Consider the following 24143-nt stretch of genomic DNA (forward strand, 5'->3'; position numbering starts at 1 on the left):
AGCCCTTTTTTAAGGGCTAATAGATTTTTCTATTTTATCTCTTTAGACCGGTTTAACTTTTATCACCTCCATATTTCATTTCAGCCATGCGTACATAGCTTTCATAGCGCCATAACGCACTTTCTTGAGCAGCTTCATAAAGTTCAGGAGCCGCAGTAGGGTTTACTTTTTCCAATGAAGTATAACGAGTTTCTTTCCTTAAAAAGTCTTGGAATTTATTCCAATCCGGTTCTTTGCTGTCTAATAAGAATGGATTTTTGCCTTCCAGCGCTATCATTGGGTTATAGCGCCACAGGTGCCAGTATCCACACTCTACAGCTGATTTTTCTTCATTCTGAGCATGCCCCATCCCTTTTCTTAAACCATGATTGATACAAGGAGAATATGCTATAACAAGAGATGGCCCCTTGTACTCTTCGGCTTCTTTAAACACTTTAAGACATTGCGACTGATTTGCGCCCATTGCCACCTGAGCAATATATACATAACCATATGTAGAGGCAATCAGACCAAGATCTTTTTTACGAGTTTTCATACCCGAAGTAGCAAATTTGGCAACTGCACCTATTGGTGTCGATTTAGATGCCTGCCCTCCAGTGTTTGAATATACTTCTGTATCGAGTACAAGTATATTTACGTCCTCACCCGAAGCTATAACATGATCCAAACCTCCAAAACCTATATCGTATGCCCATCCGTCACCTCCAAATATCCAGATAGAACGTTTGATGAGATATTGTTTCAATTCAAGAAGTTCAGTACTAATAGTACAGCCGGATTTGTCTCCTTTCTCCAACTCATCTACTATCTGAGGATAAAGTTCTTTTGTTTTGTCTACATCCGATTTGTTATCTATCCATGCCTGAAATAGTTCTTTTACATTTACCGGAGTATTGTCACCGGCAATAGCTTCTTCCATCAATCTTTTTATACGATCACGCATAGTGATGTTTGCAAGAGCATATCCCAATCCAAACTCTGCGTTATCTTCGAATAGGGAGTTTGCCCAAGCCGGGCCTTTACCCTCTTCGTTTGTTGTATATGGAGTGGAAGGGGCAGAACCTCCATATATGGAAGAACAACCTGTTGCATTAGCAATCAACATACGATCTTCGTAAAGTTGAGTAACCAATTTTATATAGGGAGTTTCTCCACATCCGGAACAAGCTCCCGGAAACTCGAATAATGGAGTACAGAATTGAGAATTTTTTACACTAAGTTTAGTATCGACCAAATGTGCCTTACTCTTCACTTTTTCAACCATATAATCCCAGTTCTCCTGTTCTGGTAATTGAGTTTCTATCGCTACCATTTCAAGCGCTTTATTTCCCTTTTTACCTGGACATATATCAACACAGTTTCCACAGCCAACACAATCAAGAACATCAACTTGTATACGAAATGACATACCATCGAATTGTTTTCCTTGAGCTTTTAGTAATTCTGTACCCTCTTTTAATCCTATTTGTTCTTTTTCATCTAATACAAACGGACGAATTGTAGCGTGTGGACAAACATAAGCGCATTGATTGCATTGAATACAGTTTTCAGCCTCCCATACAGGGACAAATGCAGCAATCCCGCGTTTCTCATAAGTTGTTGTTCCATTATCCCAAGTCCCATCTTCGCGACCTGAGAATACGGAAACCGGAAGATCATAACCTCGTTGTGCATTAATCGGGTGGACTACCTTCTTTACAAAGTCGGGAGCATCGTCCTCTTTTACTATATCAGGTTCCAAGTCTACCCAATCGGCGGGGACATCTACTTTTTCAATTTCGATACCGCGATCAACGGCTGCACAGTTCTTCTTTATTATATCTTCCCCTTTCTTACTATACGACTTAGCAATAAATTTTTTCATTTGCTCTACTGCCAATTCGTAAGGTATTATGTTCGATATTTTGAAAAATGCCGATTGAAGGATACTGTTTGTTCGTCCCCCAAGACCAATTTCTGCTGCAATTTTAGTCGCATTGATGATATAGAAATTGATTTTGTTCTTAGCCAGATACGCTTTAATATGGTTAGGTAAATTGTCGCCTACTTTGTCTTTTCCCCAAATAGAGTTAAGAAGAAATGTCCCTCCTTTTTTCAATCCTTTAGTTACATCATAACGATTGAGATATGCCATAACATGACAAGCAACGAAGTTTGGTGAATTTACCAGATAGGTAGAACGAATAGGACTTTCCCCGAAACGAAGGTGAGACGTAGTGAATCCATTTGATTTTTTGGAATCATATGCAAAATATGCTTGGCAATATTTATCTGTATTTTCTCCAATTATCTTGATGGTGTTTTTGTTTGCCCCAACAGTTCCATCAGAACCTAGTCCATAAAATTTGGCTTCATAGTTAGAATCAACTACACTAATTTCTTCTTTTAACGGAAGAGATTTGAATGTAACATCATCAACGATACCTATTGTAAAGTCATTTTTCGGCAGGCTCATGGCTAAATTCTCATACACAGATATGATTTGTGCCGGAGTGGTATCTTTCGACGAAAGTCCATAGATACCGCCCACAATAATCGGTGCTTCAGGTCTGCCATAGAAACAATCCCTAACATCAAGATACAGGGGTTGCCCGGTTGCACCCGGTTCTTTGGTACGATCAAGGACCGCAATTTTCTTTACCGTTTTAGGTATTTTAGAAAGGAATGCTTTGGCTTTGAATGGACGGTAAAGATGGACCGCAATAAGACCAACTTTCTCGCCATTTGCGTTTAAATGGTCGATAGATTCCTTTATTGTTTCTGTAACAGATCCCATTGCAATGATTACACGGTCTGCATCATCAGCCCCGTAATAGTCAAACAATCCATAGTTACGTCCTGTTATTTTATTTATCTCTCCGAGATATTTTTCTACAATTTCTGGTACAGCATCATAGAATTTATTAGATGCTTCACGGCTTTGAAAGTAAATATCGTCGTTTTGAGCTGTTCCTTTGGTTATAGGTTTTTCAGGATTTAAGGCTCTTTTGCGAAATTCTTTTATTGCTTTTTGATTAACAAGTGGAATTAATGATTCCTGCTCCATCAATTCTACTTTTTGAATTTCGTGAGAAGTACGAAATCCGTCAAAAATATTCATGAATGGAATACGAGCTTCAAGCGTTGCCAAGTGAGATATTGCCGAAAGATCCATAACCTCTTGTACCGATCCAGAGAAAAATAGGGCGAACCCGGTTTGGCGAGTAGCCATTACATCTTGATGATCTCCAAAAATAGAAAGGGCTTGTGCTGCCAATGCACGAGCCGATACATGAAACACACATGGGTGTAGTTCGCCTGAGATTTTATACATATTTGGAATCATTAGCAATAAGCCTTGAGATGCTGTATATGTTGTAGTTAAAGCACCGGCTTGTAACGATCCGTGAAGTGCGCCCGCAGCTCCAGCTTCGGATTGCATCTCTTGTACTTTGATTATTTCTCCAAATATATTTTTTCTACCTTTCGCTGCCCATTCATCAACATATTCAGCCATTGTTGATGACGGTGTAATTGGGTAAATAGAAGCTACCTCGCTGAACATATATGATATATGTGCTGCTGCTTCATTTCCATCACAGGTTATAAATTTTTTATCTTTAGCCATACTGAAATTTATTATTTGGTTTTATAATTGTCTTATATCCTGATTTATTATATTCTTATTTAACTTTATTAATATTTGATAAATAGGAAAGCAAACGCTGGTCGCCTTCTAATTTTCTTAGTTCTGTGATGTCTTGTGTAACTTCGATAATACCTAGATATTCATTGTTTGCACCTCGTAAAGCCGTGTAGTCGATATATACAAATCGTCCCTTGAAATTAGAAATCCAGAAAGCAGCTTTACTTTCTTTCCCATCCTTAAAATCACGAATTATCTGCTCTACAATATGAACACTATGTGGTGGGTGGCACATACGTACATCGCGACCGATGATAGAACGGTTGCGCTCGAAAACACGGTTTGGACTATGAGAGAAAAATTTCACCTTATCATTCTTATCAACAAAAGTAATATCAACAGGAAGCGTGACGAATAGTGCTTCCAGTCCTTTTATATCGAAGCTGCCGGACGATAGTCTAATGGCATTGCCTTGTAAAAAGGTAGGTTCTCCGGCAACGATGTTCTCCGGTTTCCATTCTGTTTGCGGATTGTACAAACAAAATCCGTAGATTGATGTTTCTTCTGCGATCTGATACCATTTTTCGTCAGTTAAAGTATCCAACGACATAGGTAGGAGAATTTCTTCTTCTTTTATTATCATCCCTTCGATAGCATCAATAGTTGGTTGTAGTATCAACGGTATTACATTTGCCAATTCGTCCTTTGTTAATCTTTTACTAAGTACTTCATGTGCAGTTTTGAATAGTGTACGTGTTTCATCGTGCTTACGCCACATTACTTTGGGAGGGCCGGTAATACCTGCTTTTTCGAGAAAAGGAAACAGTAAATATTCTTTTCGCAAATAATGTTTATCTACATTTGATAATTCATTAAAAAGAATCTTTAGTTGCACCAAATAATCGCCAACCTCTTCTTTATTTAGCAGTAGTTTAGCAAATAGTTCTTTTATTTGTGTTGTGCGATTTTCCAATGCTCTATTCTCCTGCTTGAAAGTATCGACAGGATGTCCAGCAGGAATATAATTTACCATAGAAGTATCCATATTTTCGTCCAAAGCAGTGGTATGTATATTGCAAAGCCGCAGTATTTTCTCTTCGGAAAAACCTTCGGAAATCAACTGCTGTTCCACTTCTACCACTTCATTATGCGGGATAGAATGCAGTAGATGAGCAAAACGTCTCTTTACCTGTTCTGGTATCTTATGACCATGTAATTGAAGGATTAATTCTTTAAGTAATTCTTTCCGTTTTTCCAAATTATTGATTATTTCACTCACGGCAATCTCAATCAATCTTCTAACGGTGAAAAATCCCCTTTCCCCACAAAACAAACCGGACATTCCCAGTCATCTGGTATATCTTCGAAAGAAGTTCCTGGCTTTATACCACTATCAGGGTCTCCTAATTCCGGATCATAGATATACCCACAAGGGTCACAAATATATTTTTTCATATTTCTTCTGTTTTTATTAAATATCAATATTTCTTCTATTCTTTTTTCATTGAACGTAATATCTCAAATTACCAACAACGTGTAGCTTATGCAGTACATCAGCTGGTATGATGATTCTTTTACTTATTTCTACATCATATACTCCTACAATACGTATTTCTGTTTATCTGTTAAAATTTATATTAAATAAACATTGTACGAGTAGAGAGTATTGGCTTTATATCTAAGCATTACAACTATATAGTACAAAGTTAGGGGAAGAGAATTATAATCTATGTGACATTTGTCACAGTTGCTAAAATATTACATGTATTTTTGATATTTAAAGAATAAATATGTAACAGTAACAAGATAATATTCTGTTTATATTCTTTTCTTCAAAATATTACTTTCATAGATCATTTCATAAAATAACTTTTCCCGCCATTAGACCAGGCCTTAAAACCTTTGGATTTCAGTATATCTATTATAGGTTCAGGACGGAACGGAGCTGTTAATTCCATGATTACACCTTCTTGAAGTTCTTTTGACAATCGAAGGATTTCCTGCATAGGGCTTTCTCCTGCATTTATAATTGGGCTTGCATCAAAACGAGTAGTAATCTTTGTTTCATCAAACCATTCAGGCATGGGCTCTTGCTGATTGTTTTCGTATGTTTCGATAGAGTCAACAGTAGCTAGTCCTGCCGCCTTGCGCAAAGTCTGTACCATTACTGAGGGAGAGATACCTGCAATTTTAGCAGCCTGCTGTATGGATGTAACCTTTGCTACCGTACGGCGTAAAATGGGATTACGCAGTTTGGCAAAGGCGGGTGATAATTCCAGCAAAGTATCTTCCAAGTCCGGATAAAACTTAAGCAAGTCGGCAATCTTGGTTTGCAGATCAATTTCCATAAAGTCTTATTTTGAAGAATAAGATAATAAACGCTGATCGTCCTTTAACTCCCGCAGATTTGTAATATCTTGTGTAACCTCAATGATACCCAAATATTCATTGTCGGGACTTCGCAAAGCCGTATATTCAATATAAACAAAGCGTCCTTTGAAATTAGATATCCAGAAGGCAGCTTTATTTTCTTTTCCACTTTTGAAATCATTGATTATCTGCTCCACGATATGAACACTATGTGGCGGATGGCACATACGCACATCGCGTCCAATGATAGAGCGATTCCGTTCGAAAACACGGTTAGGGCTATGCGAAAAGAATTTTACTTTGTCATTTTTATCTACAAAAGTAATGTCAATAGGAAGAGTTACGAACAAAGCCTCTAATTCTTTCATATCAAAACTGCCGGACGATAACTTAATGGCATTGCCGGGTAAAAAGAGAGATTGTTCAGTGGTTATCTCCTCCGGCTTCCACTCAGTCTGCGGATCATATAGGCAGAAACCATAGACTGGTGTTTCTTCCTCAATCTGATACCAATCTGTATCTGTCAACGTATCCATTGCCATTGGTAGAAGAATTTCTTCTTCTTTCATAATCATTCCCTCTATAGCACTTAGAACTGGTTGAAGCACCAAAATGATGATGCTCTTCAACTCTTCTTTGGTAAGCCCGTCTTTATTGGCAAAAACCTCGTGCGCAGCTTTGAGTAGCTCACGCGTTTCATCATGTTTTCCCCACATTACTTTAGGAGGTCCAGTAATACCTGCTTTTTCAAGGAAAGGAAATAGTAGATATTCTTTACGCAGATAGTGTTTATCCACATCCGACAATTCATTGAAGAGTGCTTGTAATTCCAACAGATAGTCTCCAAGTTTATCTTCATCCAATTCTTCGAATTTACTGAATAGCTGTTCGACTCTACTTATCCGGTTTTCCAATGCTCGATTTTCTTGCTTAAACGTATCGACAGGATGTCCGTCTGGAATGGGTTTGGCTGTAGATGCATCAATACTTCCGTCCAGAACGGCAGTATGTATATCACAAAGCCGTAATACTTCCTCCACTGGAAGTCCTTCAGAAATTAATTCCTGTTCAACTTCCACTACTTCATCATATGGTACTGAATGTAGTAAATCTATCAGGCGCCTTCTCACCTGTTCCGGTGCTTCGCCTTTATGTAGCTGAAGGATCAGATGCTTAAGCAGTTCCTTTCGCTTTTCCGAGTTATTTATTATCTCACTCATAAAATCTTAATTAATCATATTAATCCAATGAAGAGAAATCGTCTTTACTCACGCCACAAATTGGACATGTCCAATCGTCCGGTATATCTTCAAAAGGAGTTCCCGGCTTTATTCCACTATCCGGATCGCCTAATTCAGGGTCGTAAATGTACCCGCAAGGATCACAAACATACTTTTTCATTTTTGTTCTATTTTAAGTTATACATTTTTTTTCTCTGTATAGAAGGTAACTTTTACAGTAAACACCATTGTGGTATCAAAAGTTGTATCTGTTTCTATATACAATTATTTAACCATTGGATAATACAAAATTACGGTTTTGTAATCATAGGATTCGTAACATTTGTTACGAATAAAATATGTGTTATAATTATTTTTTTCATCCAGGAATGATTAACACCTTAAGTCAATACCTCTACTATACCTTTTGTTGTCTACAAAAGCTGGGGTTAGGCACATAGGCTAACGAGCCTCAACCGTGATGGTCAAGGCCCGCTCTTACAATTATTTTATTTTGATTTCAACAATACTTCATCAATGGCTTTCTTTAACTCATTTTTAGGTAAGGCTCCCTGTGCCATCTGGGGCGTTTCTCCCATAGGAATAAAAAGAAGTGATGGAATACTGCGAATACCAAATGCAGCAGCTAACTCCTCTTCATTTTCGCTATTCACCTTGTAGATGTAGATTTGTCCATCATATTCCGCTGCCAGTTCTTCAAGTATAGGTGCTATCATCTTACAGGGGCCGCACCAGTCGGCATAGAAATCAATAATCGCAGGTTTATCTCCCAAATACTTCCATTCTTGTGGGTTGTTCTGATAATCTGCTACTTTAGTGAGAAAATCTGCTTGAGTCAATTGAATTGTTTTCATTTCTTTCTTTTTTTTATTGTTTGTTTTATTTGAATGATTCTGACAGACTGCCAATTGAGTGATGGCTATTAAGGCAAATACGATTGCAAATAATCTTCTTTTCTTCATATCTCTAATGATTGTTTAATGTTTATATCTTCTTTTTTTTAATCTCAGACTATTTGTTACAACTGTTACACTACTTAAAGCCATGGCTGCTCCGGCAATCATAGGGTTTAACAAGAATCCATTGATAGGATAAAGGAGTCCGGCAGCAATAGAAACACCTATTATATTGTAAATAAATGCCCAAAACAGATTCTGCCGGATGGTGCGAACCGTTTGTTTAGACAGGTTTATAGCTTCCGGTATTTTAGCCAGATCGGAGGATATGATTGTCATTTGGGCTACATCTATGGCAATATCACTCCCTTTACCCATAGCAATACTTAGGTTTGCCTGAGCCAGAGCAGCACTATCATTAATTCCGTCGCCTATCATTGCTACAATTTTACCATCTTGCTGTAATTCTTTTATAAAATCAGCCTTCTCACCGGGTAATACTTCAGCTTTAAAGTATTTTATTCCGACTTTTTCTGCTACTCTTTGAGCTGTTTGTTCATTGTCTCCCGTTAACATATAAACGGTAATCCCCAAACGGCTAAGTTGAGAAATCGTCTCCTGTGAATTTGGCTTCACATCATCGGATATGGCAATCACAGCCAAAGCCCGCTCGTAATTTGCAAACCAGATTATAGTCTTTGCCTCCAGCGTCCATTGCAGAGATTGAGAGATTAATTCGGCAGCTATTTGGATATTATTCTCAATAAGTAATTTCTGGTTTCCGGCATACCATACCTCATTATCTATATATCCTTTTACTCCTTTTCCGGTTATACTTTCGTATTGGGATATAGAAATGGGTTCCGTATTGTTAAAGTATTGAGTCACGGCATTGGATAAGGGATGTTCTGATGATTTTTCAAGACTGTACAAGATGTTTTTTGTGGCGTCATCGTTATTTAACCATAGAATACCAGTTACGGTTGGTTTGCCTTCGGTAATAGTGCCCGTTTTATCTAAAACAACCGTATTAATCGTTTTTGCAATTTCAAGGCTTTCCGCATCTTTAATAAGGATTCCTTTTTCCGCTCCTTTCCCTATACCAACCATAATTGCAGTAGGCGTTGCCAATCCCAATGCACAGGGGCAGGCTATGATTAATACGGTTATCAAAGCCAGCAGTCCGTGCATGAATCCATTTGCCGGATCAAGAAGCATCCATAATATAAAAGAAAGTATGGCTATGCCGATAATAACCGGCACAAAGACAGCAGCTATCTTATCTGCCAATTTTTGGATAGGCGCTTTACTTCCTTGTGCTTCCTGAACCATTCGGATAATTTGTGCTAACATGGTATTATTAGCTGTTTTTTCGGCATAAAAACGGAAACTGCCTTTTTGATTGATTGTTCCTGCAAACACCTTGCTCTTAGCTTCTTTTAAAACAGGGACAGGCTCTCCGCTAAGCGTACTCTCATCCACAAAAGAGCTTCCTTCCAGTACATATCCGTCTGCTGCAATTTTTTCTCCCGGCTTTACAATTAATGTATTCCCAACTTGAATATGGCTGACAGGTATCTCTGTGGATATTCCCTGTTCATTTACAACTGTAACAGCTTTAGGCTGTAGTCCGATTAATTTCTTTATTGCTAATGAAGTTTTCTTTTTTGCTTTTTCCTCCAACAAACGTCCTGCAAGGATGAATGTTATGATAACTCCGGCCGATTCGAAATAAACATGAGGGTGTATTCCCTGCGCTAACCAGAAGTCCGGAAAAAGTAAATTGGAAAGGCTAAATACATAGGCAACTCCCGTACTGAGCGCTACCAATGTATCCATATTGGCCGAGCGGTGTTTCAATTGCTTCCACGCATTGATAAAGAATGTTCGTCCAAACCAAAAAACTATAGGAGTGGCGAGTAGACACATGATTAGATTGGCATGAGGCATATCCATGAATATCATCCCGATAGCAATAAGCGGAAGCGATAAGACAGCCGCTCCAATGGTTTGATATTTCAATTCTTTGAACCTTTTCTTCTGATTCTCTTCCAACTCTATAGTAGGGTCTTCTTGCTGGTCGATTATCAGGTCGTACCCGGCATCGGTAACAACTTTGCGAAACGATTCAGGGCTTACAACTGAAGAATCGTATTCAACACTCAAAGTTGCCGATGCATAGTTTACATAAGAAGTAAGCACTCCGGGCTGCTCCTTTATCGCTTTGTCTATTTTAGCGGCACAAGCGGCACATCCCATATTCAATACCGGAAAAATATCTTTTTGGGTCATAATATTAAATAAATAAACTCATGTTGGATTTTTCAGCTCGCTCCAGGTAAGTGGCCACACCCCCCAATTGAACGTTGTCTAACAACTCTTCTTGTTTAACTCCCATCACGTCCATCGACATGGTGCAAGCTATCATTTCTACTCCCGAATCAATGGCTTGTTGTATAAGAGCCTCTAAACTGTCGATGTTTTTCTTTTTCATGATAAGGCGCATCATCCGACTGCCCATGCCGCCCATATTCATTTTGGAAAGAGATAGTTTACGGCTGTTTGCCGGAAGCATCATACCAAACATTTTGCCAAAAATATCTTTCTTTACGGAAGGTTTCTCTCTTTTTTTAATCACATTTAACCCCCAGAATGTAAAGAATAGGCTGACTTTTTTCCCGGTAGCAGCAATTCCATTCGCAATAACGAAAGAGGCTAAGGCTCTATCCAGATCATCACTAAAAACAATCATGGTCTTGTTTCCTCCCATAGAAACAGCCGGAACAGCCTGCGCTTCACGTACTTTTTCTACAGTAACAGAAACGATTCCCGCTTCGATTTTTCGTTCTACAAACCGAGCTCCGGTTATGCTGCACCAGCTTTCGGCATCTTGACTGAAAGCCATGTCTGTCGATTTAACCTCCAGACGCTCTCCTGTATCCAGTAAATCATAATGTTTTTTCAGTTGTATAATTGGACCGGGGCAGGCCAATCCGCAAACGTCTACACGGATTGTTTTTGTATTGTCGGGATCGTGATTTATTGTATTTTGGTTCTCGTCCAGATTATCCGGTTCGTGGTAGCAAGATTGTTCACACACTACAGATGAATAGGTCTTAAAGCCTCCCGAAAGGTTATATACATTCGTAAATCCTTTCTGAGTCAATATCCTGTAGGCCAGATAGCCACGTAGTCCGATGGCGCAATAGATGATTATCCGTTTATCAGTAGGTATCTCATCTAATCTACCCCGCAGGTCATCTACAGGAATATTTACCGCTCCGTCTATACGATTCAGATTATATTCGTGTACTGTGCGAACATCCAATAGAAAATCCTTTGCAGGATCAATAGTTGCAATATCGCGCCAATGCACGATTTTCATCTTTCCCTTTAGTATATTCTCTGCTACGAATCCGGCGATATTCACAGGGTCTTTGGCCGACGAAAAAGGAGGGGCGTAAGCCTGTTCCAATTCCATCAGGTCGTAAATAGTGCCTTTGTTTTGTATGATTTGCGCCATCATCTCGATGCGTTTGTCTACTCCGTCGAAGCCAACAACTTGCGCCCCGTACAATTGTCCCGTTTCAGGAGCAAAAACTATTTTAATCGAAAGCGGAAGTGAGCCGGGATAATATCCGGCATGCGAAGAACTATGGGTATAGGATGAAAGATAGTCCACGTTCAGTCTTTTCAATACTTTGCCCGGAACTCCGGCAGCCGCAACTGTCAGGTCAAACACTTTGGCTATCGAGGTTCCTATTGTTCCCTTATATGTATGATTATTTCCTTCCAAAATATTATCGGCAACTATCCGGGCTTGTTTGTTTGCCGGACCTGCCAATGGAATCAGCGCAGGCATATCGGTTACCGGATTAGTTATCTCAACAGCATCCCCCACAGCATAGATATGCGCATCGGATGTTTGCATATATTCATCTACCCAAATGCCTCCAAGTGAGCCTATTTTCAAACCCGCCGATTGGGCTAATTGTTTTTCCGGTCGGACACCGACACTACATATAACCATATCGGCTTCTATCTGTTTTCCGCCATCGAGCAAGACATTCAAATGATTTCCGGTCGTTTCAAATCCAGTAACCCGCTCTTTCAGCCAAAGGTTAATTTTTTTCTCCTTCAGATGTTGATGTACCATGGCGGCCATAGAGAAATCGAGCGGTGCCATCACTTGGTCACTCATCTCAACGATATTAACTTCTAACCCTGCTTCGTGTAAGTTTTCTGCCATTTCCAAGCCGATAAATCCGGCGCCCATTACTACCGCCCGTTTGGGTTTATGTTGTTCGATATAGTTTTTGATGGCATCCGTATCCGGCACACTTCTCAGTGTGAATATTCGGGGATTATCAATGCCGGGTAATGGCAGTTTTACAGGTTCTGCTCCGGTGGAAATAATGAGTTTGTCATAAGATTCAGTATACTCTTCTCCTGTTTGCAATTTCTTTACCTGTATGGTTTTATCCTCAGGAGAAATAGAGACAACTTCTGATTGTAACCGGATATCAATATTAAAGCGATTGATAAACCCTTCTGCTGTTTGAACAAACAACCGGTCGCGCTCTGCAATCGTTCCCCCTATGTAATAAGGAAGTCCGCAATTAGCGTATGAAACATATTCTCCACGTTCAAACAAGATTATTTCGGTATTTTCATCCATCCGACGGAGGCGGGCTGCTGCGGTTGCTCCTCCCGCTACTCCTCCAATAATTAGCACTTTCATATACAAACTGTTTTTATTATTAATGTTGTTTATCAGTAAATAATTAGGTAAAAAAACGATTACTTATCTTTTATCAGCTTAGATAAAATATCATCTAATGATATGGATTGCTTTTTCATTGTTTCTATAATTCTTTCGCCCTCTTCCGACAAAGAGAAAATCATCTTCCGTTTATCCGTTGTTCCTATTTTGCGTATTATCCAACCTTTTTCTTCTACCGACATAATAATTCTGGATACACGCGAGTTAGAAAGACCTATATATTCTGCAATCTCGTTGGCGTAATGAGGCTGTTCATCTTTCATGCAGCATAATAGCACCGCTTCATTTATCGTCATGTTGAATTTCTTTGCAAACTCCTTTTCAAACGAATATGAAGCTTTGTATATATTTTTTATTTGAAATAATAATTCCACAGGATATAATTTCTATCATTAATTATGTCGTAAAGAAAATAATATTTTCTGAGATATACAACTCCATACCATTAAAGTTTTAAAAATATAGTTGATTCGAAAAAGTCAGATGTAGTTTCCATCAGAATTCCGTTAACATTTGGAATAAGGTATAGCAAAACAAAACTGGTAGGGTAATACAGATAAATTATCTCATACTTATTTATACCAGTATCGGGTTCACCTTCATTGAATCCAGGTTCATAAACAATCCCTGATGCTCAATCATTCCTTGCCGGAACATTTTCCACAAAATGTTACATCCCAGTTGCGCCAATGTTGAGTTTGTGAACAAATCCTGCTTTTGAAGGGCTTCAGCCAATGAGCAACTCGGGCCGGATTCTTCCACCTTGACGGCCGAATACTTAACGTATTCGGTAATAACTTTTAAAGATTCAACTGTTTTATATTGTTTGGATTTGGGTTGTGGTATCTTTTTCTGTACCGTTCCCATGATTACCTGCCCTGTGGTCTGGGCATTACCAAAATCCATCCAATAAAGAGGAGTTTTATAATCAGTATAGTTCCCTATATTTCGAACTGCTTTCAGGAAGTTCCACATATCCAACCGTGATTTCACGTTGTCGGTACAAGTTATGGTTAGGTTAGCCATATTTTCCTCTTTCCCGTCTTTAACTGAACTTGGAAATAACCGGGGTACTGCTCTCCAGTCATTTCCAAAGAAATTGTTTATCCGCGAAACAAGGCAGACGGCTTTATTCAGTCCGAAATCGGAATAGCTGAATAATTGCCGTCCGATATTGGCTTCCGTTACCTCATCAGGGTCATATAAGGTAACGAATAGCCCCGGATGTCCTAATGCCCGTAATGTAATATCAAGTCTTGCCAAGCAGGTTAATACCTGCGAACCTGTTCCTCCTGCTCCGATCAGATTTACTGTTACCGGATGTTGCGGATTTATCAGGTAACTATCTGTATAATGCACTCTTTTCATTTCAGTATATCTTTTAGTTTTTTATTCAAGGGCTTTAATTCGTCAAGCTTGAACTCCTCATTCTTAGCCGCTTTGGTTACGAGTACCAGATTGTTCTTAGTAGGATTTCCGTTGCTGCCGAGATGTGAAAATTCCGTCAACCAGAATTTCTTTTCCCAATACTCCAATAGTTCAGTATATGTTGGATTAGTTGGCTTCTTTAGTTTTGCCACTCCAAGGCATACACTTTCCTTTGATGTGTTGAAGAATGGCGCTGCGAACAACTCTGTATTATCCGACAACTTCTTGTCTTTGTAGGCATATACGGCCAGAGCGCTTTCTTTCGCCACATAAACGATACCCGGTACGTTATATTCGGCATTTTCAATACCCAGATTCGGAATAAAATACATCATTCTTTTCTTTGCCGGATTCGACCAGATATATTTTTCTGCTCCTTTGCGGGTATCTGCGAATAAGAGATTTTCCGGTAATTTTCCCGAAGGAATTCCATTGTGCGCTTCTGAGAAATTAGCAGCAATCTCATTCATGAAGTTATATGTAACAGGTATTGCTTCACCCATCGCTCCACTTGCGTCAATTGGCCTTAGCTCCAGAAAGTATTCATTACTTACAGAGTTTTCTCCCTGATAGGCGATAAGTGCCGCCTTCGGCCTGTAAAGGGATTTTAATTGTTCTGTCAACTTATTCATATTGTCAGGATATTAGTGTACATAGTTTATCAAACCATTTGAAAAAATTATCCGGATACCGGTCCATAGAGAATAGTTCCGTAGTGTCAGGACCGATGGTAAACTGCGTTGCCGGGGAAATATCGTAGGATTCCCTCAACTCGTTGTTTGCCCAATCCATCATCCATTCGGTTACAAAATCATCCAGATCATATACAATCCGTATCATGCGTTCCATATCTACCGGATGATAGTCCCTGTCTTCATCATACAGCGGGTCATAGCCGTATGACATTATCGAGGGCTTATCTTTTCCGATAAATGCGAGTCCTTCTTTAAACAACTCAACCAATTGTTCTTCAAACTCATTGTTTGGTTGATACCTATTTAGTGCTGACACGAGGTTTTTATAGTAGCATTTGGTATCGATCCGATTCATTAACCTGTGAACTTTGCCGGACTCATAAGAACTTATCAACTTTGTATTTTTTATTATATCATCAGGGTCGCACTCACTGAGCCCTTCTTTAGCCCATTCCAGTACCCATTCTACATCAAAAGCTTCATTGGTCATTATCATTCCGTTACTGTGCATAAACTTATGGATGAATGAAATGGCAATCTTTCTCAATTTCGGGTTAAGTGATTCGGTGAACTTTACAGGTAACCAGTAAAAGGTATAATCTCCCCAGGGATGGTATTTCCACAATACAAATTCCAACTTATCTTCATGGGGTTCGATATTGAGGTTTATTTCACCAATGATATTATCCAACTCATCATAGATATTAGATATACCTTCCCCTATGCTACCACCCGGATTATGTTTCAGTTCAATATTCAATAGCGAAGCGTACCGCATGGCAGATTCCAACAGGTAGGAATAGTTTTCCTTTGTAATGTAGTTATATTCTTCATCTCCCCATTGCCTTTTAATAACCTGTGGCGCTATGGGTGGAAACGTTGTTTTTAGAAAAGAATTACGGCACCGCTGGGTGCCGTAATCCGTTTTCTTTTGTTCACCCCGCTGTGAACGTCGCGCTGGGTTTGGCCTATGATATACCGTGCCAGCGAATGTAGCTGCGATGGTTCCAACTGCTTGCATGATTTCTGTTTTTTATCAAGTTTCATATCTATTATCCTTTTGTCCCTATGGTGGTTTTTAATTCATAAACCGCCTTATCTTCCTTTATCTCTGGTCCATGCACCGATGCGGTAGTCAGTTCGGGATACATATTGGAATAGTAGCTCATTACTGCTTCCGGTGTATCTGAAGGGTTCGGGTCGCTTAACATGATTGTCTCTGTTCCTTTCTTAAAGGTAAAAGATCTTTGCATTCCATTTACTACAAGTGACATCGCTTATACATTTTGATAGTTATACATTCTGTTATCTGTATGTCCCGGAAAGTCCGGATACTGGTCGTATTCTCCCTCCCTGTGTGCCGAAGGATCATTTGTTATTATCGGCTTCGGTTCAGGGTCCGGTAAGACATCTGCTGTCGCCTGTCCATTATAAGGCTGGTTGTTGTAATACTGTTGTCCGCCTTGTGGCTGTCCATGCGTCGGTTGTTGATACACAGGCTGTCCGTTTCCATATACAGGTGCTTGTTGACTATACACAGGTTGACTGTTTTGTATGGCAGAACCATTCATCGGCTGTTGTTGTACTATCGGTTGACCTGTATTAACCTGTGCCGGTTGTTGTGGTTGTACGACAGTCTCCATGTCAAATAGGCTTCCCTGTCCCTGCTTGATTTTGAGAGCAGTGATTTTTTCATCTACAGATTTTAAAGCCTGCGACGTTGCAAAAGTTCTTGCCTGCTGAAGGCTTGCCAATGCTTCGGAATATTTCTTTTCAGCTTCAAAATCCGTTGCACTTTTCATATGCTTGTCGAACTTTTCCTTTTTCTCCTTGGCATCCTTAGCTTCTTTGTCTTTCAGTTCTTTGGCCGCTTTGGAGTTTGCCGCTGCTTTTTCCGCCTGTTGTTCAAAGTTACTCATGTTGGTAAGCAGTCCTGTCGCCTTTTGTATGGGCTGGCAGATGGCCTGGATAAATCCCATATCGAGTTCTTCCGGTGTTCCGGTAACTGTGAATGGCACAATATGATTCTGTGCCTCGTCTTTCAGACCGTTTGATTTTGGCATGGCTGATACCATCAGTTGCCCTTCTTTCTTACGGATAACCAGAGTAATATCTATACTCTGATTCATCATTTGATTGATTTGTGTAAAAAACATAATTGTAATGTTTTAATTGATTAATACTAATGTTTATAAAAAGCCATAGCCGAGTATCTCTTCAGATACCCGGCTATGTGTTCCTTAAATTTTTCATTTTTCCAGTTTATTTGTAGTCCTTAAAAAGTTCAGCCATCAACCTGTTACGGTCAGGATGGTTGATAATTTGTTGTAGTGGCTCCAATAGTTTGCCTATTCTGACCGGTCCGGTAGTTCCCCTTTCCGGCATTGTTATTTCAATTTCCGGTATGTTTTTTGCCGGAATTTTTGGGGGAGGGACGAATACCCCGAGTGTACCCGTAGAAATCATTCTTTCCATTGTTTTCATTTTTAATTGTTCATATTTTGTCTAAGGACCTTATATTCCTCACTCTTTCTTCCGACCTGTTTTTTTTGAGATTTCTTATTTCGATAGGCTGTCCTTTGAATCGAATATTGCCAGACATTATTTTATTATGGTAATCTTGTTTGAATTTCCATATTTCATAAAACACACCCTGTGAACCCCGATAGGCTATACAATTATGCTTGAGTTCGGACCAGCATTGTTTTCTTAACTCAAAATATTCTTCCCACGAGTCACTGAAAAAGGAAAGCAATATTTTTTCAATCCTATCCCGTTTGATTTTAGTTTCTGAATTCAGGTACACGATCCATTTGCTTTCATCGGTGTCAAATTCAACAAAATTTATCGTATTACCTTCGATATTAAGCATATCTGTATCTCCCTGTATAACATCAGATATATCACTCATTCCTATTTGTTCTATAAAATCCAGTAATTCCATACTGATTTCATCTTCCATGAGGTTGTATATGCGTAATGGTTTCATAATTTTATAATTAGAAGATTAGAAAACTCAGGATAGCGAAAACGATAGCTGCTGCCACCAGAAAGCAGGCTATTTTATAAATGAAGCGGAAGAATCCCGGGAATACTACAATTAAGACTGCTGTCCATACCGGAGAGATCCCACGGCTGTAGAGATAACTGAAACCTATTACTGCCACTATTAGGATTGCAATAGTCTTAACCCACTGTTTCCCATTTTGAGGAATGATGTTATTTATTTTCATATCCATATTTTTTATGAGAACTTCTTGTCGTTCCCGATTCAGGGGCAAGACCAGTGAAGTGTTCCCGCATGCAAGGTTTTTGGGAAAAATACCGGAGCAAAGCGAGGATGATTTTTTCCAAAACCGCTTTAGCGGCTCGACCTTGCTTGTGGAATCAGAACACGGAACTATATTTGCCCAGGAATCGGAACGACTAAGAAAGTTTTCTTCCTCTCTCCTTTTACTTAAAAAAAAGAAAGCACAGCTGTTTACTGTGCTTTTACTTTTCATGAATCGTCTATACTACTTCTTCTTTTGCTGCCTTCCTCGTGCCGTTGACTTCGCATCTTTTTTCTTTCCTCCCTTTGTCGCTGTTTTAGGGAAGGAAAAGGTTATATTGTGGTTACTGTCGAAAGAGAGCATTGCATCAAATGTATTTCCTTTTTTTCCCTTAAACCCTTTAATCAACTTAGTGGAACCGGAAGAGAAGAGTTGTTCCAGATGTTGGTCGGTAAGCTCCTTGTTCAAGAACTTGCGGAATACCAGCAGCCCGCATTTCTCATTATCACATTTTGCCAGTTTATGACGTATTATGACTTTTCCTGTTCCGCATTTGGGACACGTAATGGTGCTACCGGTTAGCTGCGGAAATTTAAAGGATAATACTTCTTCGGTTACCTGACGGGTATATACTTCGATTGCTTTGATGAAAGTATCGGGTGACACTACTTTCTTCTCGATATCGGAGAGCATTTTCTCCCAGCTTCCTGTCATTTCCACGTCCGAGATACGCATATCTTTTACCGCATCATAAATAAAAAGCCCTTTCTCTGTCGGTACTAATGATTTTCCGGACCGTTCGATATATTCTCTTTTGAAAAGTGTGGATATAATTTGCGCCCGTGTAGCCGGAGTACCCAAACCCTGCTCCTTCATCGCTTCGCGCAATGCTTCGTCCTTAATAGTTTTTCCGCATGTTTCCATTGCCGTTAAAAGTGTAGCTTCAGTATATAGCGGTTTGGGCATTGTCTTCTTCTGTGCCAGGCTGTGACCGCCTACTTTAGCATTTTCACCTTCTTTAAATTCGGCAGATCCTTCGTCGAACTCTTTTTCATCCTCTTCCTTATCCACCGCATGGCCAAAAACATCCCTCCAGCCGGGAAAAAGTATTTTCTGGGAATTGGAACGGAAGAGTAAATCATCAAATGAAGCTTCCATCAGGAGTGATTCTTTTTCACACCTGGGAGAGAAGGCTTCGAGCATCCTTCCTGCAATCATATGGTATACTTCCCGTTCCAAAGTAGATAGTTCTTGCGGATAATCTCCGGTAATGATAAGTGCATGGTGGTCGGTTATCTTTTTATCGTTGACCGATTTCTTCGGGAGCCGGAGTGTATCTATCTTTTCGGTAAAATGCTTGAACCGCTCCATGCGGAGTACCATACGAAGTAAAGAAGGGATTTCCCGGAACACATCTTCCGGTATATAACGGGAAGAGGTTCTCGGATAGGAAATCAACTTTTTCTCATACAAACCTTGGGCAATTTCCAATGTCTTTTCCGCCGAAAGGTCAAGATGAATATTACAGTCTTTCTGGAGTGTGGTCAGGTCGTAAAGCAGGGGCTGTGCTTGATAGACATTCTTACGTTCCACTTTTGTAATCACGGCCGAAGGGTAGGTTTTCAAATGAGAGAACAAGTTTTCCGCTTCCGCTTTATCTTGTAGGTCTTCCGTGTAGCGAAACTGGCGGTGTAATCCTTCTTTTTCGAGCGTGATATGCAATTGCCAATAATTCGTGGAAATAAAACTACGGTTTTCACGATAACGGGAGCATATCATAGCAAGTGTCGGAGTCTGTACCCTGCCCAGCGAATTATTTCCCATGCCGGAAGAAAGGCCAAGGGCGCTGCTCGTATTAATACCTATGAGCCAATCTGCCTTTGCCCGGCAATCGGCAGCCATATATAAACCATCATATTCGTGACCGTCATGTAGATTTTCCATTCCTTTTTTTATAGCTTCATCGGTAAGGGATGAAATCCATAACCGTTTGAAAGGCTTGGTATATCCCAGATGTGTATAGATGTAGCGGCTGATAAGTTCTCCTTCACGGCCTGCATCGGTTGCCATAATCAGGCTATCGCACTGAGAGAAAACATTGTCAATGATATTTAACTGTTTTGCGGCTGCCTTATCAGTAACCATTCCCTTAGCTGTTTTCTGTTGACGTATGGTTAACTGAAATGGATTTGGCATAATGGGAAGGTTTGAAGCTGACGGTCTTGGAAAGCCGTAAAATACCGGGAGAGCGAGTGAAATAAGATGCCCAAAAGCCCATGTAACCATATATCCGTTTCCACTCATATAGCCGTCATGTTTTTCTGTTGCCCCGACTATACGGGCAATATCCATACCCACAGAGGGTTTTTCACTTAGGATTGCAATCATGATTTCTTAAAATATTAAAGCCGTTCCTCTTTCGTCGTATAGACCAGAAAGAGAAACGGTCGGTTAATGAATAGTTATCGTCCTGCGGGTTGGATACCCACGATCTCAAGAAGTGGAGAATTTCCTTTGTTTACCAGTTGCAAGGTGGCATCCATGAGGACATCAACTCCAAGTAATACAAGACTTAGTGGTATCACGTTTGTTTTTTCTCCACTGAGCAATGTGTCAAGTTCTCCCTGCATTTCCAACTCATCCTTTAGGATTCCGATAGCGGAAAGTTCATCCCAGTTCACATCTTCCACCTTAAAAGGTGTGTTGTTGTCACTATTATTTGTTTTCATATTTTACTTTTGAATATTTATGAATTAATTGTTTACAAGCGGTTGTCAGGGTATTCCCTTTGGTATTAGCCGAGACTTTTCCCACGGGCTTTCTTATTATCCTGCTGTTGGTTCTGTCCTTGAGCAACCACATTACGTTGTGAAGCATCCCTTTTACGGTCGGGGTTCTCGTTGTAGTAGTCAAGTCTTCCCTGATTCTGGTTAACTTTGACATATTGTGAAAATTGTTTACCGTCATAGCCTTTCATTCCTTCTACCAGAACCGCTTTACCGTCTTGTAGTTGTCCACGCTGAGTGGCGGTAAGGGTTACTCCCCAGACCTCAGGCGGAATCTTAAACTCTTGCCTTTCGGTGAATCCGTCGGGCGTTCTGGAATAACTCGGACGTCCGGTTTCAAGGTCGAGTTTGACGAATGAAGAAAAGTCCTCTCCTTTACGGTTTACCATATTTTCAAGGAATACGGCTTTCCCTTGTCCCAGTTCTTCCCTGTCTTGAGGGGTAAGGACTACACCGTTCATTTCTTTGGGAATGTAGATTTCCCTTGCACCTTCGGGCGAATCGGGGTTGTAGCGGGTGTAGGACGGTCTTCCGCTTGCTTCATCAAGTTTTACGAAAGCGGAGAATTTCTCACCGTCCTTACGTACCATATCCTCTACAAAGATTGCCTTACCGTTGTTCAGGTCTTCCGTTTGCTTAGGAGATAGTTCCACGCCGCCAAGTGTCTGACGGTTGAAAATCTTATCTGTCTCAAACTGGAATTCGATACCCCTGCGGTCTGCATTGAATTGTACATGGGCATTGAATTCGTTTCCACTGGCAGCCTTCATACCTTCCAGATAAATAGACTTCCCTTCTTTGAGGTCATTTTTCTCCTGTTCAGTTAATTTTACTTCTTTAATTTCGTTCGGGATATACGCGTTTTCTACTTTCATCGCCACAATTTCATTAGTCATTTTATCGAGGCTGACAAACGAGGGTGCATATTCTCCCGTGCGTGTTTTTAGTTCGACCACACGCCCCATATTTCCGGTTTCTTTGAGGTTTTTCTTATCCTCTTCCGAAAAGATATGACCGAAATAGGGTTTGTCAAGTTCGGGTTGCTGGCGGATACCATGTATGCCAAGTACAACAGGTCCTGCCACCGATTGCTGGAAGGATAGTCTTGCATCCGTTCTGAGTACAGCAGAGCCGAAGTTCATGGTTATCGGCACGGTCTGATTGGTTTTGTACCCTTTCAGCATCTGGTCCAAAAGACCTTTTTCCTGAAGGAACTCTTTGGATAGTCCGAAGTTCTTAAGTTGGTCCCAATTAATCATCGCTTCATTATAGCGATATTTAGGCTGGTCATTTTGAGTAGCCGGAACCTGTGTCTGTTCTTGTTGAGCTGTTTTTTTTGCCATTGTTTCATCATTTTTTTTATTATTACTTTGCTCGTTTGCGACATCTTTAGGCTTTATCTCGTATTTTTTTAGGAATTCAGCCACTGCATCTGTCTTCTTTCCTTCCGCCAGGTCTTTAATTGCCTGCTTGTTCTCCGGCTTATCCATTTCGTTCATTTTCATGGTAAGGATTCCGAAATGAGTCGGGTCTTTAATCTGACTCCAGAAGTTTTTCAGGAAATTCTCTACGATACTTGAAAACTTGTCTACTTTCAGGAAAGAGTTCTTATGCTTTTCATCAGCCGGTACGGTTTCGTGTTTACCGTCCTTACCGAGTTTGGATACAGCCTGAATCAGCAGTTCCATTTTGTCGAGAATGAGAATGATGTCGCTGAGTTGTTCATTCTCGATAGGTGGTGTTTTTTGTTGGGTGTCTCCCCGGATGTTTTCTTCTGCCATAATTTTCTATTTTTAAGCGTGAATAAAATTGATTACCGGCTCAAAAATAGACGGTGTTTTTGTATAAAATGCTGATTTTCAATATTCTGACGATTTGTTTCATCAGATGTCATCCTGTGTCATCGGTAGGTGAAAATTTGAGTGGGAAAAAGGATAGGGATAGGAAAAAAGGAGAGAAGAGTTGCCGGAATGAAGAAAAGCCAAACCATGTGCAAACGCTAATGAAAAAAGAAAAAAAACTATAATATGCAGATTTGTGAGGAGAGCAGCTTTGGTCCCCCCAACTTATTATTTCTTATATGATAGGATGCCGAAATGATTTTGTCTGTGAATTGACAGAGGTAAAGATATTGGGATTATTTTTTCAAAGATATTGCCACCATACGCCCTTACGTCATTATAATATGCGTCATCGTTTCGGCTTCACATGCTAAGTCCCAAGACACGTATCAATATGAATGGAGGTTCAGGAACGTTTTTTACGGGAAAAAATTACAGCGAAGCGTCCGTAATTTTTTCTCTAAAACCCAGAGGGCCTGAACGTGGATGAAACTTCATTCATATTATCTTTCCAAAAGGGACTTGGCAGGTGAGGCCGGGCTATGAGGTGTTATTGATGTAGTGGGTAATATTTTATTGGGATTATGTATTTATATAAAAAAAACGTCCCAAAATTTGAGACGTTTTTAGTGTTTATTATTATCGATTTTATTCCTTTATCCTTCTTGCTTCATATACGCTACTACCATCCGGGGATAAGATAAATTCGGACTTTTCAGTAAAGTTTCTACCGGAAAGGTCATCCATTGAATATGTACAAATGATAGCCTGTGCAAGTATCTCTTCCGGGTTTCTGGAAGAATATTTACTTAAATCGGGTTTTACATTTTCTGCTTCAGCTATTTTTGCTTCATATTCCTTGATGTTTTTTTCATGGACATCAATCATGGTAGCACTCGAAAAACGACCACTTTTCTCCCGCTCAAGGTTCTTTTGGGCAGTTGATAATTGTTCTTTGTAATTCTCTATCCTTTTGCTGTTTTCTGCCCGGAAACTCTCTTCCATTATTTTGATACTGTCTGCTACAGTTATTTTCTTCACTTCTCCTATTTCAATCATTTTGAAGTGAAGCTCATAGAGTTTACCCGTTTTGGGGTCTGTTTGTTTATAGTCCGAAATCGCTTTTTCAAGTGGGGAACTTCCCGTGGAACATGCCACACAGAGAAGAATGGTAAATAAGTATATCAAACGTTTCATAACTGTGAT

Annotated in this window: 22 protein-coding genes; all 22 read right to left on the reverse strand. The window is 39.8% G+C overall.

Translation table 11 applies throughout. The features are described 5' to 3' along the window. Window positions 1-52 precede the first annotated feature (52 nt). Complete coding sequence (nifJ, locus tag HMPREF1212_RS05995; protein WP_046148752.1) at window positions 53-3607, reverse strand: pyruvate:ferredoxin (flavodoxin) oxidoreductase; 3555 nt, start codon at window positions 3605-3607, stop codon at window positions 53-55. A 55-nt stretch (window positions 3608-3662) separates the two neighbouring features. Then, on the reverse strand, window positions 3663-4904 hold the full coding sequence (locus tag HMPREF1212_RS06000; RefSeq protein ID WP_046150253.1) for a DUF438 domain-containing protein: 1242 nt from the start codon (window positions 4902-4904) through the stop codon (window positions 3663-3665). Between the two features lie 11 nt (window positions 4905-4915). After that, the gene (rd, locus tag HMPREF1212_RS06005) at window positions 4916-5080 is read right to left on the reverse strand and encodes a rubredoxin (protein ID WP_002561282.1); all 165 of its coding nucleotides are present in this window, start codon (window positions 5078-5080) and stop codon (window positions 4916-4918) included. A 398-nt stretch (window positions 5081-5478) separates the two neighbouring features. Continuing rightward, a complete protein-coding gene (locus HMPREF1212_RS06010) occupies window positions 5479-5973 on the reverse strand; it encodes a DUF1858 domain-containing protein (RefSeq protein WP_002561281.1) in 495 nt (164 codons plus the stop codon). 6 nt (window positions 5974-5979) lie between these two features. Then, window positions 5980-7215: a DUF438 domain-containing protein gene (locus HMPREF1212_RS06015; protein ID WP_002561280.1), complete on the reverse strand. Its 1236-nt coding sequence runs from the start codon at window positions 7213-7215 to the stop codon at window positions 5980-5982. Window positions 7216-7234: 19 nt separating this feature from the next. Beyond that, window positions 7235-7396: a rubredoxin gene (gene rd / locus HMPREF1212_RS26575; protein WP_082099838.1), complete on the reverse strand. Its 162-nt coding sequence runs from the start codon at window positions 7394-7396 to the stop codon at window positions 7235-7237. A gap of 328 nt (window positions 7397-7724) precedes the next feature. Then, window positions 7725-8198, reverse strand: coding sequence for a thioredoxin (trxA, locus tag HMPREF1212_RS06020; RefSeq protein ID WP_002561278.1), 474 nt, complete (start codon window positions 8196-8198; stop codon window positions 7725-7727). A 15-nt stretch (window positions 8199-8213) separates the two neighbouring features. Further along, complete coding sequence (locus HMPREF1212_RS06025; protein WP_046148753.1) at window positions 8214-10424, reverse strand: heavy metal translocating P-type ATPase; 2211 nt, start codon at window positions 10422-10424, stop codon at window positions 8214-8216. Window positions 10425-10428: 4 nt separating this feature from the next. After that, on the reverse strand, window positions 10429-12873 hold the full coding sequence (locus tag HMPREF1212_RS06030) for an FAD-dependent oxidoreductase (RefSeq protein WP_046148754.1): 2445 nt from the start codon (window positions 12871-12873) through the stop codon (window positions 10429-10431). A gap of 59 nt (window positions 12874-12932) precedes the next feature. Then, entirely contained in the window at window positions 12933-13289 is a 357-nt protein-coding gene (locus tag HMPREF1212_RS06035; protein ID WP_002561275.1) for a MarR family winged helix-turn-helix transcriptional regulator, read from the reverse strand. 202 nt (window positions 13290-13491) lie between these two features. Further along, on the reverse strand, window positions 13492-14283 hold the full coding sequence (locus HMPREF1212_RS06040; RefSeq protein WP_046148755.1) for a PRTRC system ThiF family protein: 792 nt from the start codon (window positions 14281-14283) through the stop codon (window positions 13492-13494). Further along, window positions 14280-14975, reverse strand: a complete 696-nt coding sequence (locus HMPREF1212_RS06045) for a PRTRC system protein B (protein ID WP_002561272.1) — start codon at window positions 14973-14975, stop codon at window positions 14280-14282. The genes HMPREF1212_RS06040 and HMPREF1212_RS06045 overlap by 4 nt, the downstream gene beginning before the upstream one ends. Before the next feature lie 4 nt (window positions 14976-14979). Continuing rightward, window positions 14980-16059 (reverse strand): hypothetical protein, encoded by a 1080-nt coding sequence (locus HMPREF1212_RS06050; RefSeq protein WP_046148756.1) that lies wholly within the window; start codon window positions 16057-16059, stop codon window positions 14980-14982. Between the two features lie 31 nt (window positions 16060-16090). Then, entirely contained in the window at window positions 16091-16312 is a 222-nt protein-coding gene (locus tag HMPREF1212_RS06055) for a PRTRC system protein C (RefSeq protein ID WP_002561270.1), read from the reverse strand. Window positions 16313-16315: 3 nt separating this feature from the next. After that, window positions 16316-17194 carry a PRTRC system protein E gene (locus HMPREF1212_RS06060; RefSeq protein WP_002561269.1) on the reverse strand — a complete coding sequence of 293 codons (879 nt, stop codon included), beginning with the start codon at window positions 17192-17194 and terminating at the stop codon, window positions 16316-16318. Between the two features lie 106 nt (window positions 17195-17300). Then, window positions 17301-17513, reverse strand: a complete 213-nt coding sequence (locus HMPREF1212_RS06065; RefSeq protein WP_002561268.1) for a hypothetical protein — start codon at window positions 17511-17513, stop codon at window positions 17301-17303. Window positions 17514-17532: 19 nt separating this feature from the next. Continuing rightward, a complete protein-coding gene (locus tag HMPREF1212_RS06070; RefSeq protein WP_002561267.1) occupies window positions 17533-18027 on the reverse strand; it encodes a hypothetical protein in 495 nt (164 codons plus the stop codon). A 10-nt stretch (window positions 18028-18037) separates the two neighbouring features. Continuing rightward, window positions 18038-18271, reverse strand: coding sequence for a hypothetical protein (locus HMPREF1212_RS06075; protein ID WP_002561266.1), 234 nt, complete (start codon window positions 18269-18271; stop codon window positions 18038-18040). A 282-nt stretch (window positions 18272-18553) separates the two neighbouring features. After that, the gene (locus HMPREF1212_RS06080) at window positions 18554-20698 is read right to left on the reverse strand and encodes a type IA DNA topoisomerase (RefSeq protein ID WP_046148757.1); all 2145 of its coding nucleotides are present in this window, start codon (window positions 20696-20698) and stop codon (window positions 18554-18556) included. A 74-nt stretch (window positions 20699-20772) separates the two neighbouring features. Continuing rightward, entirely contained in the window at window positions 20773-21039 is a 267-nt protein-coding gene (locus HMPREF1212_RS06085; protein WP_002561264.1) for a DUF4099 domain-containing protein, read from the reverse strand. A gap of 65 nt (window positions 21040-21104) precedes the next feature. Further along, complete coding sequence (locus HMPREF1212_RS06090) at window positions 21105-22877, reverse strand: DUF3945 domain-containing protein (protein ID WP_046148758.1); 1773 nt, start codon at window positions 22875-22877, stop codon at window positions 21105-21107. A gap of 708 nt (window positions 22878-23585) precedes the next feature. After that, the gene (locus HMPREF1212_RS06095) at window positions 23586-24134 is read right to left on the reverse strand and encodes a hypothetical protein (protein WP_002561261.1); all 549 of its coding nucleotides are present in this window, start codon (window positions 24132-24134) and stop codon (window positions 23586-23588) included. Window positions 24135-24143: the final 9 nt, after the last annotated feature.

The sequence above is a fragment of the Parabacteroides sp. HGS0025 genome (assembly GCF_000969845.1).
Taxonomy (GTDB): Bacteria; Bacteroidota; Bacteroidia; order Bacteroidales; family Tannerellaceae; genus Parabacteroides; species Parabacteroides gordonii.